The following is a 13,966-nucleotide window of genomic DNA, read 5'->3' on the forward strand; positions in this document are numbered from 1 at the left end:
GGAAGTGACGTGGTTGGGTGTGGCTGAATATGCCTAGGTCATTGGACGAGCTCGGCTACTACCTACTGGCCGGTGCCGGCGGCGAAGGCCCTGCCACCCTGGTCGACGAGGCCCGGCGCGGTGAGGAACTGGGGTTCGGTACCGGCTTCATATCCGAGCGCTGGAACGTCAAGGAAGCGTCGTCGCTGACCGGCGCGGCATTGGCGGTGACGAGCCGGATGCAGATCGCGACCGCCGCCACCAATCACAACACCAGGCATCCGCTGATCACCGGATCGTGGGCCACGACCATGCACCGGTTGTCCGGCGGCCGGTTCACCCTGGGCCTGGGCAGAGGAATCGCCGCGCTGTACGGCGCGTTCGGGGTGCCGGCGGTGACCACCGCGCAGATGGAAGACTTCGCCGAGGTGATGCGCCGACTCTGGCGCGGCGAGCTGATCTTCGACCATGACGGGCCGATCGGACGGTATCCGTTGCTGTTCCTCGACTCGGACTTCCGCGAAGACATCAGGCTGGCCATCGTCGCCTTCGGGCCGCAGACCCTTGCGCTGGGCGGGCGCGCCTTCGACGACGTCATCCTGCACACGTACTTCACGCCGGAGACGCTGCAGCGCGCCGTCAAGACGGTCAAGGATGCCGCCGAGCGGGCGGGTCGAGACCCGGCGAGCGTACGGGTGTGGTCGTGTTTCGCGACCGTCAGCGATCACCTGCCCGAAGAGCTTCGGCTCAAGAAGACCGTGGCGCGATTGGCCACCTATCTGCAGGGCTACGGAGACCTGCTGGTCAGCACCAACGGCTGGGATCCCGCTGTGCTGCGACGCTTTCGCGAGGACACCGTGGTGCAATCCATCGGGGGCGGCATCGATCACAAGGCGACGGCCGAGCAGATCGAACACATCGCCACCTTGATTCCGGACGAGTGGCTGGAGCCCTCGGCGACCGGAACGGCCCGACAGTGCGTCGATCGGGTCCGCAAGGAGTTCGACTACGGTGCCGATGCGGTGATCATGCACGGCGCGACACCCGATGAGCTGGCCCCGATCGTGCAGGCCTACCGAGCCGCCTCGTCGTGATCTGAGGAGTCTGCGCCGCACTCATCGCGGCCGGGACTCCTCAGATCGCAGAGCTCAGCAGCAGCGCGACTGCGGATTGGACTCGGTGGCCGCATGCCGCATCCGCCAGTACTGCCGCTCGGTCGGCACCGGTGCTCCCGGATGCCGACGGGCGAGGTGCTCGACGTAGCGGCGGTAGTGATTATCGCCCATCAATGACGCCCAGTACCAACCGATCTGGCGTGCGACGGTCCGAGCTCGTCCCATTCTTTCTGCACCTCCTTCTCGGCATCGGTGGTGAGGAGTCCGGATGGCGCGAAGATGTGCGAGGGCACCGGGTCGTCCTCGGCCAGCGGACGACCCGTGCCGCGGATCGACCTGAGCGCCATGACGACGCCTGCGGCGACCACGATGATCACCAGGACCGCGAACACGATCGAGAGCGTGCCCTGGATGAACGTGTTGCGGATGACGGCATCGATCTGACCGGTGTCCTTCGCGGCACCGAACGCCGTCTTACCGGCGTCCTTGGCGTCGCGGTACTGCAGATGCTGGGTCCAGTAGCCGACCTTCGGGTCGCCGGAGAAGATCTTCTGCCAGGACGCCGTCATGGTCACCACGAGATCCCAGGCCAGCGGAATACCGGGTATCCACGCCCATTTGAGCAGTCCGCGCTTGATGATCACCACCGTGACGACGGTCAGCGCGATGGCTGCCAACAACTGGTTGGCGATGCCGAACAGTGGGAAGAGCGTGTTGATGCCGCCGAGTGGGTCGGTGACACCCATCAGCAGGATGCTGCCCCAGGCGAGCACCACGACCAGACTGCAGATCCAGGCGCCCACCCGCCAACTCGGGTTCTGCAGCTTCTTGAGCGGCCCGCCGAGATTGCCCAGCGCATCCGACAGCATGAAGCGGGCCACCCGGGTCCCGGCGTCGACGGTGGTGAGGATGAACAGTGCCTCGAACATGATCGCGAAGTGGTACCAGAACGCCTTGAGGCTCGCGCCGCCGAAGACCTGGTGCAGTACCTCGGACATACCGAAGGCCAGCGTCGGGGCACCACCGGTGCGCGACACGATCGACTCCTCGCCGACGCTCTGGGCGGCGCCGGTGATCTCCTCGGCGGTGATATCGGCCCCGGACAAGCCGAGTCCGTTGACGTAATCGGCCGCAGTCTGGGCGGTGGCACCGGTGGACGCGGCCGGTGCGTTCATCACGAAGTACAGGTGCTGATTGAGGATTGCAGCGGTGATCAGCGCCATGATCGCGACGAAAGACTCGGTGAGCATGCCGCCGTAGCCGATCAGGCGCATCTGGCTTTCCTTCTCCAGCAGCTTCGGCGTGGTACCCGAGGAGATCAGCGCGTGGAAGCCCGACAGTGCACCGCAGGCGATGGTGATGAACAGGAATGGGAACAGGGAACCGGCGAACACGGGTCCGGTACCGCTGGTGGCGAAGGACGATATCGCCGGTGCCTCCATGATCGGGCGGGCTACCAGGATGCCCACTGCGAGCAGGGCGATGGTGCCGACCTTCATGAATGTCGACAGGTAGTCGCGCGGGGCCAACAGCAACCACACCGGGAGCACCGAGGCGGCCAGGCCGTAGATGATGATGCACCACGACAGCGTCACCTTGGACAGCGTGAACCAGTCTGTGCCCCATTGAGTTTCGGCCACCCAACCGCCGGACACGACGGCGAGCAGCAGCAGCGCCACACCGATCAGCGATACCTCGGACACCCGGCCGGGCCGCAGGAAGCGCAGGTACAGGCCCATGAAGATCGCAATCGGGATGGTCATGGCGATGGAGAAGACGCCCCACGGACTCTCGGCGAGCGCGTTCACCACGACCAGCGCCAGGACCGCCAGCAGGATCACCATGATGACCAGCACGCCGACGATCGCCGCGGCGCCGCCCACCACGCCGAGTTCGTCCTTGGCCATCTGTCCGAGTGACCTGCCCCGCCTGCGCACCGAGATCGACAGCACCAGGTAGTCCTGCACGCACCCGGCGACCAACGCGCCGATGATGATCCAGATGGTGCCCGGCAGATAACCCATCTGCATGGCCAGCACCGGACCGACCAGCGGACCGGCGCCCGCAATGGCGGCGAAGTGGTGACCGAACAGCACCCGCCGGTCGGTGGGCATGTAGTCGGTGCCGTTCTCGAACACCTCGGCGGGGGTGGCGTGATCGTCGCGCGGTATGACGATCTTCATCTCGATGAGACGGGCGTAGAAGCGGTAACCGATGACATAGGTGCACACCGCTGCGATGACGAACCAGACCGCGTTCACCGTTTCGCCGCGGAAGAAGGCGATGATCGCCCACGCGAGCGCGCCCAGCACCGCCACCGCCGCGAAGATGATCTTGTGCTTGGTGGTGATCGGGGAGCGATCGACGATCGCCACCGGCGGCAGGTTCGTGTCGGTTCGGACGTAGGTGATGTCGCCGCGGGTGTCCTCGGTCAGATCGGGGGCAGTCGGTGATCCCATGGCGTCGATCCTCGCATCGCGTCAGGACGACGTTGGGACTTTGCCTCAACCACTGCGTTCGAACAGCTCACGCACGGTGTGGACCGTGTCGGCCTGCGTGGCGGGCTTGTCATCTCGGTAGCGCACGACGCGCGCGAAACGCAGGGCCATCCCTGCCGGATAGCGCGACGACGCCTGGACACCGTCGATCGCGATCTCGACGACCTGTTCGGGCCGCACCCGCACCACGCCGCCGGCGGAGCCGGCAATCGGACCGCCGCCGGCGGAGCCGGCAATCGCACCGGAGCCGGCGGTGCCATCGACCGCCAGCTCGGTGAAGCGCTTCGTCTGCCACGCCAACATCTCGTCGGTCATCCCCTTGAAGGTCTTGCCCAACATCACGAACTCGCCGGTGTCCGGGTCGCGGGCACCGAGATGAATATTGGACAACGTGCCGGTGCGCCGCCCGGACCCCCATTCGACCGCCAGCACCACCAGATCCAGGGTGTGCACCGGCTTGACCTTCAACCAGCCGGACCCGCGGCGGCCCGCCTCATACGGTGCGCGCGGCGCCTTGGCCATCACACCCTCATGGCCCGCGGCCAGCGTCGTCTCCAGGAACGCGCGCGCGGCGGCCGGGTCGGTGGTGACCAGCCGCTGCATCCGTTGGGCCGCCGGCACCACCTCATCCAGCACGGCCATCCGGTCGGTCAGTGGCAAATCCAACAGGTCGACACCATCGCGGTGCAACAGATCGAAGAAGAACACCGACAGCGGCTCGGAACGCGCAGCGGCCGAGCGGCTGCCGAAGCGGGAGGCGGTCACCTGGAAGCGGTGCGGACGCCCGTCTGGCCGAAGCGCGATCGCCTCGGCGTCGGCGATCAGGTCGGTGACCGGCAGCGCGAGCGCGGCGTCGACCACCTCGGGCAACCGCGCGGTGACATCGTCGAGCGTCCGGGTGTAGATCGTGACCCGGTCCCCGGCGCGGTGGATCTGCACCCGCGCACCGTCCAGCTTCGACTCCAAGGCGGCCTCGCCGCCAAGTTTGTCCAGGGCCTCGGCGACACCTGTCGCCGTTTGGGCCAGCATGGGGGAGACCGGCCGTCCGACGCGCAGGGTGAAGCGGCCGATATCGCCATCGGCGATCGCCGAGACCGCGACCGCGGAAAGATCCCCGGCCAGCATGGCGGCGCGGCGGACCGCAGCGGCGGGTAGGCCGGCGGCCTTGGCGACCGCATCGGTCATCACCCCGGCGAGCGCACCCTGGCGCAGCTCCCCGGACAACAACCGCCGCAGGAACTGCTGTTCGTCCTCGGTGGCGGCGGCGAACAGGTCCAGCACCCGCTGGGCCCGCCGCCCCGTGGACCCCTTGCCTGCGATGTCCTTGATCTCGGTCAGCATGGCGTGCACCGTGGCGACGGTCAGCGTGGCACCGCCGGCCGGTGGGGGCAGATCGCGCAGCCCCGCCCACCCGACGCCGATCTGGCGCTGGGGCAGTTCGCCGGACAACCAGGCCACCACGACGGCAATCTCATCTCGGTCCGCGAGGCCCAGTACGGCCGCGATCCGCTCCACCTTTGCCAATCGTGACGATGTCGCGCCGATATCGGCCGACGCGGCGACGATCTCTGCCAGCTGCACGACTCCAGGCTGCCATCAGGGACCGACATCTCACCGAGCCGATCGTCATCGGTGTTCGAACCGATGACATAAGGCCCTGTTCGCGGGCAGTGCCGTCGCGCAACAATGATCCGGCAGCCGGGTGGCTGCCACGAGGAGGTGGCCACGATGTCGCACAGTCAGTCTCACGCCCAGCAACTCGACGTTCTCAACCGCAGGCAGTGCCTGGACCGGTTACAACAGGTCCGCGTCGGCCGGTTGGTGTTCACCGAAGACGGCCTTCCGGCGATCCACCCGGTCAACTTCCGGCTGTGGCAGGAGGATGTCGTCTTCCGGGTCGCCGGCGGGGCGAAGCTGGCTGCCGCCGCCACCCATCAGGCGGTGGCATTCGAGGCTGATGAACTCGATCCGGATCTGCGCAGCGGGTGGAGCGTCACCGTGGTCGGCACCGCGGATCCGATCACCGCGATCGACGACCTGGTAGAGGTCGCGGGCACATTCGTCGAACCATGGGTGCAGGGCCGGCGCGATCATTTCATCCGGATCAGGACCGAGCGGATCACCGGCAGACAGATCCTCGACGACGCCGGCCCGCATTACCGGCCATGATGGGGTCATGCCCGTGGTGAAGGTATTTCTGGTCGACGACCATGAGGTCGTCCGGCGTGGACTGATCGACCTGCTCAGCTCCGATCCCGACCTCGATGTAGTGGGGGAGGCGGGCACGGTCGCCGAGGCGCTCGCCAGGATTCCTGTGGTGCGGCCCGAGGTCGCCGTGCTCGATGTCCGGTTGCCCGATGGCAACGGCATCGAGCTGTGCCGCGATCTGCTCTCCGAGCTTCCCGATCTGCGCTGTCTGATGCTCACCTCGTTCACCTCCGACGAAGCCATGCTCGATGCCATCCTGGCCGGCGCCAGTGGATACGTCGTCAAGGACATCAAGGGCCTGGAACTGGCCAACGCCATCAAGGAGGTCGGGGCAGGGCGCTCGCTGCTCGACAACCGGGCCGCCGCGGCGCTGATGGCCAATCTGCGCGGTGCTGCCGAGCGGGATGACCCGCTGACCGGGCTGACCGAGCAGGAGCGCACCCTGCTGCACCTGTTGTCCGAGGGCCTGACCAACCGCCAGATCGCGGCCAGGATGTTCCTCGCCGAGAAGACGGTGAAGAACTACGTGTCCAGGTTGCTTGCCAAGCTCGGGATGGAACGCCGCACGCAGGCAGCGGTTTTCGCGTCAAAGTTGGAATGGGGAGAGAGCGGGCGCAGCCGTTCAGCACTGCCACTCGACGACCGTTGACGTCGGCATCCGCCCAGTGGCGGGCAAGGGGTCGGCGTTGACCGGTGCCCAGCCGATGCGCAACAGCATCTGCGGATGGCCGTGGTCGCCGAAGACATCATCGCGCACCGCACTCCTGGTGGCGTCGATCTCGAGCGGCTCGGTCACCGGGCAGCTGGCCAGCCCGAGCGTGGTCGCGGTCAACAGGACGAGGCTGGTGGCCTCCCCGGCCCGCAACCGTGACAGCGGGTTGTCTGCCTTGGTGCCCAGGGCGAGGATGGCGGCGCCGTCCTCGCCCGGCCCGGTGTCGGGCTGCGCGAGCATCGGCCCGGCGAATATCCGCCCGGGAAGTGTCGCCCGTGGATCCGAGCGTGGGGTGTTGCGGGCGGGCACGCCCGCCAATGATGCGTAACGCCCGCTCCAGGTGGACAATTCGGTCAGGTATGCATGGTCGGTGGCGTGCCGTCGGACGGCGCGCGCGACGATCTCCTGAAGCTCGGGCAGGCGCTGCACCTGACGGAGCATCACCCCGGCCCGTGCGGCCCTGGCGCCCATCACGGCGATATCGGCGTCCGGCACGGTCCAGGGGCTGAACATGCGCCTATCGGTGCGTCGGCACGGGATGGCCGCGGCCAGTGGCACATCCGATCCGGCGGCGATGCCGGGCCTCATCTGCACGGCCGCCAGCAGATCGGGCCGATCGGGTTCGGGAAAGCGGTGTACCTCGGCCCGCCACCCCAGTGAGGCCAGCCCGACGACCGCGTGGTGCAGCGCCGCTCCGCAGCTGAGCAAGAGGTCGCGGGAGTCCGGATCAGCCTGGGGTAGCGCGCGATCGGTATCGGCGAACAGCAACAACCGGTCCGGCTGGACCCGCCAGCGCCACGGCTGCGAATTGTGGATCGACGGAGCCCTCGTTGCCAGGGACAACACCGTTTCGACGGTTCGGCGGTCCGGAGTGTTCGGGTCCATGTACAGAGACTGCGCGCGTGAAGCGGGTGGTAGTAGTGCCGAAAGTCCTCATCGACCGGTCGTCAGGTCACCGCGAATTCGACGCTGGGCCAACCGGTCGCGCCGTCGGGTACGACGCCGGCGATGTCCTCGGTCTGCACCGCCCCGGTGTTGTCGGTGGCGCGTACGGTGATGCGGTGCAGGCCGGGCTTTTCGGCCTTCCATTCGAAGCTCCACAGCCGCCAGGTGTCGTTCGAGTACGCCGCACCGAGGGTTGCCTGCTGCCAGGGCCCGTCGTCGACCCGGACCTCGACGCCGCGCACACCGCGGTGCTGGGCCCACGCCACGCCGCCGAAGCGGACCGGCCCCGGTGCGACATCCTGGCCGATGCGGGGAACGTCGATCCGCGACTGTGTCTTGATCGGACCCCGCTCGGACCATCCCAGCGGTGTCCAATAGCCCTGCGCCCGATCGAATCTTGTCAACTCCAGATCGACGACCCATTTGGTGGCCGAGACGTACCCGTAGAGGCCGGGGACGACGAGGCGGGCCGGGTAGCCGTGTTCGATGGGCAGCGGTTGGCCGTTCATCGTGATGGCCAGCAGGGAATCGCGATCATCGGTCATCGCCTCGGTGGGCGTGCCCGCGGTGAAACCGTCGCTAGAGGTCGACAGCACCATATCGGCGTCGGGATGTACTCCCGCCGCCGCCAGCAGGTCACGCACTCGGTAACCGGTCCAGACCGCGTTGCCGATCAGGTCACCGCCCACCGGGTTCGACACGCAGGCCAGGGTGACGACCTTTTCGATGAGCTCGAACTTCTCCAGGTCGGCGAAGGTGTAGGTCACCTCGCGGTCGACCATGCCGTGGATGCGCAACGCCCAGGCATCGCGGTTGAGCTGGGGGACCGACAGCGCGGTGTCGATTCGATAGAAGTCGTCGTTGTCGGTGACGAATGTGGTGACGTCGACGCCGGCCGGCTGCACCTCCGGCGGGATGGGTGGCGCCGGTTCGGCCACCGGCGGGGGTGTGTAGGCCTGTCGGTCGCCGGCGGCCGAGTGCACCCGCCGAGCCCACGCCGATCCGACGGCACTGCCCAGCACCCCGAGGCCCAGCAGTCCGAGCGCGGCCAGCGAGAGTCGGCGTCCGGGATCGGCGGCGGCCGATTCGTGTGCCGACCCGTCTTGCAGTCTGCCGGAGGTCAGGAACCGCAGCGCGATGATGCCGGCGAGCCCGCCGACCACCGTCGGCACCATGTCCAGCGGCCGGGCGCCCGCCCGCGACAGGATGGCGACACAGCCGGCAACCGTGGCCGCGGTGAACATGATGCTGCCGATCGGTATCCGCCGGCGCTCCAGCACACCGGCCAGGGCCGCCAATATGGCGATCGCCACGAGCACCGCGACCGTCAGGAACAGCTTGTCAGCGGTCCCGAATGTCTGGATCGCCCATTCCTTCACCGCGCCCGGGGTGCGGTCGATGATCGTCGATCCGACCGCAGCGCGGGGATCGGCGGACGCCCCGAGCGGTACCGCGACGAGGGCGCTGACGCCAAGGGTCACCGCGGCCGCGGCGACACCACACAGGACACGCGTTCCGACTGGGATGGATGCCACCAGACCACGCTAGCCGAGCCGGCGTACTACGCGGCTCCGGCGAAGATCGGCACCGCTCCGAGTTTCACCGGTAGGTGTCGTAGCCCAGTTTGACGGCCAATGCGATACCGGCGATCGCGATGCCCAGTCGCAGGGGGGTCGCCGGTGCCCGCCGCACCACCACGGGTCCCAGCCGCGCGCCGATCAGGCAGCCGAGGCCCATGGCGCCCACTGCGGGCCAGTACACCGGTGCGAAGATCACGAACCCCACGGCGGCAACGGCATTGGCGACCCCCAGCACGACGTTCTTGATGGCGTTGGCCTCGGCAAGGCTCTCCGCGCCGGTCCGCAGGAACAGCGCCAGCAGCAGCACCCCTGCTGCGGCGCCGAAGAACCCGCCGTAGACGCAGATCAAGGCGACGGCCACCGCCTGGGCCGCGCCGCGTGCTCGGGTCGGTTCGGCCACCGGTCCCTTGCCGCGGGGCAGCGCGATCGCGACCGAGGCGACCATCAGCAGCAGCGGAACGGCGTTCTCGAAACCCTCCGCGGGTATCGAGAGCAGCAGCCATGCGCCGGCCGCCCCGCCGAGCACCGCCATCGGCATGAGCCGCAGCAGGCGGCTGCGCTGCCCGGCGAGTTCGGGCAACGAGCCGGCCACCGAACCGACCCCGTTGAAGACCAGGCTCACGGTGTTGGTGACATTGGCCGCGACCGGTGGCAGGCCGATCAGCAACAGGGCGGGGTAGGTGGACAGGGACGCCAGCCCGGCGATACTGCCGATCAATCCGCCGCCGATGCCGGCGACGAACAGCAGCACCATCTCCCACCACGTCACCGGGCCATCGTCGACCAGAGCGGGTGGGTTGCCCAAACCGGGTTGCGCCCACCCGGTCGGCGGGTCTAACCTCGCTGTCGTGCATCGCATTCTCGTAGTAGCCAGTACCCGCAGCGGGGTCTGATCCAGACCGACCCCCCGCTGTGGGTCGGACGCTACTACCCGTCGGTCGCTCCCTAACGAGTGCGAAGGCCGACACACATGAACTCCACCACCCTCATCGCGAGCCCCCGTTTCGCCGACTTCTTCGACGCCCCGTTGCCGCGCGGACTTCGCGACCTGGCGGCCGAGATGAGCTGGGATGACGTGGCGGCGACCTTCGGGTCCAGCGCCGGACCGGTCCGGTTGTTGACCTGGGACCGGGCTGAGCGGGCATACGGCAGGCACACCCACACCTATGCGGCCACCATCGCCGTCGGCGAGCGGATCACCGCGTGCACGGCCACCGCCGCAGGCCCCCTCGGTGCGCTGACCGCGATGCTGCACGACTGCGGGATCAGGATCGAGATGCTGAACTTCCACCAGATGCAGGCCGGCGGTCAGACCGCCACCTTCATCCGCAGCACCGCCGGGTTGGATGCGCAGTGGGCGATCGCCTGGTCGGAATGTCCGCACCAGTCGGCGCTGCGGGCGGTGGTCGCATCGGCCAACCGGCTTGCCGCCTGACGCGAACGGCCACCTGTCGCACGCGAATTGGCTTGTTGCGTGCGACAAGTGGCCGCTGGGACGACTACTCGATCAGAGCGGACGCAGGATGACGGGCATACCGTCCATCGGCACGGGCATGCCCGCATAGTCCAGCTTGGACTTGTACCCCTGGTAGGGCGGCTCCAGGCGGTACTTGCGCAGCAGTCGATGCATGACGGTCTTGATCTCCAGCTGTCCGAAGACCATGCCGATGCACTTGTGCGCACCGCCGCCGAACGGGGCGAACGCGTAACGGTGCCGCTTGTGTTCGTTGCGCGGCTCGGCGAACCGGCTCGGGTCGAACTTCTCCGGATCGGTCCACAGTTCGGGCAGGTGGTGGTTGATCGACGGCCAGGTCACGATGCTCGTGCCTGCCGGGATGAAGTGGCCGAGCAGATCCGTGTCGCGCACCGCGGAGCGCACGTTGAACGGCAGCGGGGTCACCAGCCGCAGTGATTCGTTGATCACCAGGTCGTAGGTCTCGAGCTTGTCCAGCGCCTCGATGTCCAGCGGACCGTCACCGATCCGCTCCGACTCCTCGCGGCAGCGTTCCTGCCACTCGGGGTTGGCGGCCAGGTAGTAGGCCATCGTCGTCAGCGTCGATGTCGAGGTGTCGTGGGCGGCCATCATCAGGAAGATCATGTGGTTGACGATGTCCTGGTCGCTGAAGGTGTTGCCGTCTTCGTCGGCGGTGTGACACAACACGGTCAGCATGTCGGTGCCCTGCGAGTCGCGCTTCTCTTTGACCCGGGCCTCGAAGTAGTCGTCGAGCACCTTGCGGGCCTGCAGGCCGCGCCACCACTTGAACGGCGGCACACCGGTGCGGATGATGGCGCCACCCGCACGCGTGGTCATGGTGAACGCGTCGTTGACCTTGGTGACCAGTTCCTTGTCCGAGCCCGGCTCGTGACCCATGAACACCACCGATGCGATGTCCAGGGTCAGTTCCTTGACCGCGGGATAGAACAGGAAGCGCGGGTCGTTCTCGACCCAGTCGTTGGCGATGACGGCCGAGGCGACCTTGTCGATGTGCTCCACATAACCGGTCAGCCGGGACCGGGTGAAGGCCTCCTGCATGATGCGGCGGTGGAACATGTGCTCCTCGAAATCGAGCATCATGAGCCCGCGGTTGAAGAACGGGCCGATGACCGGATCCCAGCCCTTCTGCGAGAAGTCCTTGTTGCGGTTGGAGAACACCGCCTGGGTCGCGTCCGGACCCAGTGCCGCGACGCTGGAGAGTGCGGGGGAGTAGGCGTAGTGGACCGGCCCGTACTTCTTGTAGACCTCGAGCAGGTATTCGGGGCCGGAGCGGAACGTCTCGATCATGTGGCCGAGGATCGGCACGCCCGAGTCGCCGAGGACCGGCTTGAGCCCGCTACCGGCCGGTGGCTCGGCGAGCACGAACTGCTTGAAATCGTGCTTGCGCAGCCGCTGCTCCACCGTGCCGAGACCGGGCATGTTGTTCAGCGTGGGGGTGAACCGGCGCTTGGCCTGGTCCAGCAGATAAGCCGGCGTGCTGATGGTTGTCGCCATGGACGGAACTCCTTCGTGCGGACAGACCTGTGGTCGACGTCACTTCGTCGACCATCTTCATGTTCGACTTGACGGCTGTCAAGTTTGTGTCCGGCGCGGTCGCCGGACGACTCGACCGGTCCACCGCCACACTTCGGCGTGGCGGATACCACGCCGCAGGTCGGGGGGTGTGTCAAACTTGACGGATGTCAAGTTTTGTTCTGGCGTGGCACGGTGCAAAGGTTTAAGGCCATGAGCGCCACCCCTGAAGCGCAACCCGAGACCCGGCGCAGCCGCGGAGACCGCCAACGCGACGCGATCGTCGCCGCGGTGCGCGAGTTGCTGGGCGTCAAACCCTTCGCCGATCTGTCGGTGAGCATGATCAGCGAACGCGCGGGTGTGGCGCGATCGGGCTTCTATTTCTACTTCGACTCCAAGTACGACGTGCTGGCCCTGATCGTCCGGGAGGCCCTCGCCGAGCTCGATGTGCTGACCCACAACTTCGCCCCGCGCGACCCCGGCGAGTCGCCCGCGGCATTCGCCAAGCGGATGGTCGGCAGTGCCGCGGCGGTGTTCGCGACCAACGATCCGATCATGGCGGCCTGCACGTCGGCCCAAACCACCGACAAGCAGATCGCCGCCATCATGAACGACTTCGAGGACATGGTGATCGACAAGATCGTCGGGGTCGTCGAGGACGAGGTCCGAAAGGGCACCCGGCCGATCTCCGACGACATCCCGGCGCTGGTCCGGATGCTCACCGCCACCACCGCGATGACGCTGTCCAACGACGCCGCCTTCGTCGGCCGCGGCACCGATCCGGCCCGGGCGGTCGACGTGCTGGAACGCCTCTGGCTCAACGCACTATGGGGAACCGCGGCGTCCTGGGACGAGTGAGTCATCCGCGCTGGGTAGTGTCGGACAGATGGGTCAGCCTGAGGGTTTTGCCGGGAAACGGATTCTGTTGACCGGTGCGGCCAGCGGTATCGGCCGCGCGACCGCGCTCAAGCTCGCCGAACTCGGCGCCGAGCTGTACCTGACCGACCGCGATGCCGACGGGCTGGCCACGGTCGTCGCCGACGCCGAATCCCGCGGCGCCGCCGTGGCGGCCCACCGGGCACTGGACGTCTCCGATTTCGAGGCAGTCAGCGCCTTCGCCGACGATGTGCATGCCGCCCACGGTGCGCTCGACATCGTCATGAACATCGCAGGTATCTCCGCATGGGGCACGGTGTCGACGCTCTCCCATCAGCACTGGAAGTCCATGGTCGACGTCAACCTGATGGGCCCGATCCACGTGATCGAGACGTTCGTGCCGCCGATGGTGGCCGCGGGCCGGGGTGGTCATCTGGTGAACGTGTCCTCGGCGGCAGGCATCGTGGCGTTGCCGTGGCATGCCGCCTACAGCGCCAGCAAGTACGGCCTGCGCGGGCTGTCCGAGGTGTTGCGCTTCGACCTGGCCCGGCACCGCATCGGGGTGTCGGTCGTCGTGCCCGGCGCGGTGAAGACCGGACTGGTCCAGACGGTGCAGATCGCCGGGGTCGATCGCGAGGACCCGCGGGTGGCCAAGTGGGTCGACCGATTCGCCGGGCATGCCGTGTCCCCCGAGCGCGCGGCCGACAAGATCCTGGCCGGAGTGCGGCGCAATCGGTTCCTGATCTACACCTCCGCCGATATCCGGGCCCTTTATGCCTTCAAGCGGGTGGCGTGGTGGCCCTACAGCGTGGCGATGCGACAGGTCAACGTTCTGTTCACCCGAGCGCTGCGGCCCAAACCGCGCGAATGACGGTTTCTGCCGTTGGAAATATCACACCCCTTGAAACGGCGCTACCTGGGGTTTTAGGTTAGGCTAAGTCATTTGCGCGCGCCGGAGCCTGCGGTAATCGAAGGCCTCGTGCGGGACGGCTCAACGTCGAGAGGCCCACGCGGTGCGCTGGGTCGTTTGCGTCGCCAGAGGAGAT

The 13,966-nt window shown here is 67.4% G+C and carries 13 protein-coding genes; 6 read left to right on the forward strand and 7 right to left on the reverse strand.

The genetic code is table 11. The features are described 5' to 3' along the window. Nucleotides 1-29: 29 nt before the first annotated feature. Complete coding sequence (locus FBY28_RS21740) at nucleotides 30-1,073, forward strand: TIGR03857 family LLM class F420-dependent oxidoreductase (RefSeq protein WP_141869327.1); 1,044 nt, start codon at nucleotides 30-32, stop codon at nucleotides 1,071-1,073. Between the two features lie 54 nt (nucleotides 1,074-1,127). On the opposite strand, the gene FBY28_RS21745 is transcribed toward FBY28_RS21740, so the two are convergent. The 3 genes from FBY28_RS21745 to FBY28_RS21755 are packed head-to-tail and all read right to left on the reverse strand — an operon-like array spanning nucleotide 1,128 to nucleotide 5,173. Further along, the gene (locus FBY28_RS21745; protein ID WP_286178356.1) at nucleotides 1,128-1,265 is read right to left on the reverse strand and encodes a CstA-like transporter-associated (seleno)protein; all 138 of its coding nucleotides are present in this window, start codon (nucleotides 1,263-1,265) and stop codon (nucleotides 1,128-1,130) included. Further along, complete coding sequence (locus FBY28_RS21750) at nucleotides 1,265-3,553, reverse strand: carbon starvation CstA family protein (RefSeq protein WP_141869329.1); 2,289 nt, start codon at nucleotides 3,551-3,553, stop codon at nucleotides 1,265-1,267. The genes FBY28_RS21745 and FBY28_RS21750 overlap by 1 nt, the downstream gene beginning before the upstream one ends. 45 nt (nucleotides 3,554-3,598) lie before the next feature. Then, a complete protein-coding gene (locus FBY28_RS21755) occupies nucleotides 3,599-5,173 on the reverse strand; it encodes an ATP-dependent DNA ligase (protein WP_141869330.1) in 1,575 nt (524 codons plus the stop codon). 147 nt (nucleotides 5,174-5,320) lie between these two features. On the opposite strand from FBY28_RS21755, the gene FBY28_RS21760 reads away from it, so the two are divergent. Further along, on the forward strand, nucleotides 5,321-5,761 hold the full coding sequence (locus FBY28_RS21760; RefSeq protein WP_141869331.1) for a pyridoxamine 5'-phosphate oxidase family protein: 441 nt from the start codon (nucleotides 5,321-5,323) through the stop codon (nucleotides 5,759-5,761). 13 nt (nucleotides 5,762-5,774) lie between these two features. Further along, on the forward strand, nucleotides 5,775-6,449 hold the full coding sequence (gene dosR, locus FBY28_RS21765; protein WP_141870390.1) for a hypoxia response regulator transcription factor DosR/DevR: 675 nt from the start codon (nucleotides 5,775-5,777) through the stop codon (nucleotides 6,447-6,449). Here the strand turns inward: dosR and FBY28_RS21770 are convergent. The 3 genes from FBY28_RS21770 to FBY28_RS21780 all read right to left on the reverse strand — a co-directional run bounded on the left by FBY28_RS21770 (nucleotide 6,423) and on the right by FBY28_RS21780 (nucleotide 9,806). Further along, complete coding sequence (locus tag FBY28_RS21770) at nucleotides 6,423-7,397, reverse strand: Acg family FMN-binding oxidoreductase (RefSeq protein WP_141869332.1); 975 nt, start codon at nucleotides 7,395-7,397, stop codon at nucleotides 6,423-6,425. The two genes, dosR and FBY28_RS21770, sit on opposite strands and share 27 nt — an antisense overlap. Nucleotides 7,398-7,459: 62 nt before the next feature. Next, nucleotides 7,460-8,992 (reverse strand): molybdopterin-dependent oxidoreductase, encoded by a 1,533-nt coding sequence (locus FBY28_RS21775; protein ID WP_141869333.1) that lies wholly within the window; start codon nucleotides 8,990-8,992, stop codon nucleotides 7,460-7,462. Nucleotides 8,993-9,056: 64 nt separating this feature from the next. Beyond that, nucleotides 9,057-9,806 carry a sulfite exporter TauE/SafE family protein gene (locus tag FBY28_RS21780; protein ID WP_216847888.1) on the reverse strand — a complete coding sequence of 250 codons (750 nt, stop codon included), beginning with the start codon at nucleotides 9,804-9,806 and terminating at the stop codon, nucleotides 9,057-9,059. 201 nt (nucleotides 9,807-10,007) lie between these two features. Between FBY28_RS21780 and FBY28_RS21785 the strand changes: the two genes are divergently transcribed. Next, nucleotides 10,008-10,472 (forward strand): 2-isopropylmalate synthase, encoded by a 465-nt coding sequence (locus tag FBY28_RS21785; protein WP_141869334.1) that lies wholly within the window; start codon nucleotides 10,008-10,010, stop codon nucleotides 10,470-10,472. Between the two features lie 72 nt (nucleotides 10,473-10,544). Here FBY28_RS21785 and FBY28_RS21790 read toward each other — a convergent pair whose 3' ends face one another. Then, nucleotides 10,545-12,026 carry a cytochrome P450 gene (locus tag FBY28_RS21790; RefSeq protein WP_141869335.1) on the reverse strand — a complete coding sequence of 494 codons (1,482 nt, stop codon included), beginning with the start codon at nucleotides 12,024-12,026 and terminating at the stop codon, nucleotides 10,545-10,547. A 231-nt stretch (nucleotides 12,027-12,257) separates the two neighbouring features. Between FBY28_RS21790 and FBY28_RS21795 the strand changes: the two genes are divergently transcribed. Both FBY28_RS21795 and FBY28_RS21800 read left to right on the forward strand, forming a co-directional pair. Continuing rightward, nucleotides 12,258-12,902, forward strand: a complete 645-nt coding sequence (locus tag FBY28_RS21795) for a TetR/AcrR family transcriptional regulator (RefSeq protein ID WP_019514545.1) — start codon at nucleotides 12,258-12,260, stop codon at nucleotides 12,900-12,902. A 28-nt stretch (nucleotides 12,903-12,930) separates the two neighbouring features. Further along, nucleotides 12,931-13,791, forward strand: a complete 861-nt coding sequence (locus FBY28_RS21800; protein ID WP_141869336.1) for an SDR family oxidoreductase — start codon at nucleotides 12,931-12,933, stop codon at nucleotides 13,789-13,791. Nucleotides 13,792-13,966 lie beyond the last annotated feature (175 nt).

The sequence above is a fragment of the Arthrobacter sp. SLBN-53 genome (assembly GCF_006715585.1).
GTDB lineage: Bacteria > Actinomycetota > Actinomycetes > Mycobacteriales > Mycobacteriaceae > Mycobacterium > Mycobacterium neoaurum_A.

Coding starts and splice junctions, on each gene's coding strand:
- FBY28_RS21740 (WP_141869327.1), top strand. CDS start 30: ATGCCTAGGTCATTGGACGAGCTCGGCTACTACCTACTGGCCGGTGCC.
- FBY28_RS21745 (WP_286178356.1), bottom strand. CDS start 1,265: ATGGGCGATAATCACTACCGCCGCTACGTCGAGCACCTCGCCCGTCGG.
- FBY28_RS21750 (WP_141869329.1), bottom strand. CDS start 3,553: ATGGGATCACCGACTGCCCCCGATCTGACCGAGGACACCCGCGGCGAC.
- FBY28_RS21760 (WP_141869331.1), top strand. CDS start 5,321: ATGTCGCACAGTCAGTCTCACGCCCAGCAACTCGACGTTCTCAACCGC.
- FBY28_RS21770 (WP_141869332.1), bottom strand. CDS start 7,397: ATGGACCCGAACACTCCGGACCGCCGAACCGTCGAAACGGTGTTGTCC.
- FBY28_RS21785 (WP_141869334.1), top strand. CDS start 10,008: ATGAACTCCACCACCCTCATCGCGAGCCCCCGTTTCGCCGACTTCTTC.
- FBY28_RS21790 (WP_141869335.1), bottom strand. CDS start 12,026: ATGGCGACAACCATCAGCACGCCGGCTTATCTGCTGGACCAGGCCAAG.
- FBY28_RS21795 (WP_019514545.1), top strand. CDS start 12,258: ATGAGCGCCACCCCTGAAGCGCAACCCGAGACCCGGCGCAGCCGCGGA.
- FBY28_RS21800 (WP_141869336.1), top strand. CDS start 12,931: ATGGGTCAGCCTGAGGGTTTTGCCGGGAAACGGATTCTGTTGACCGGT.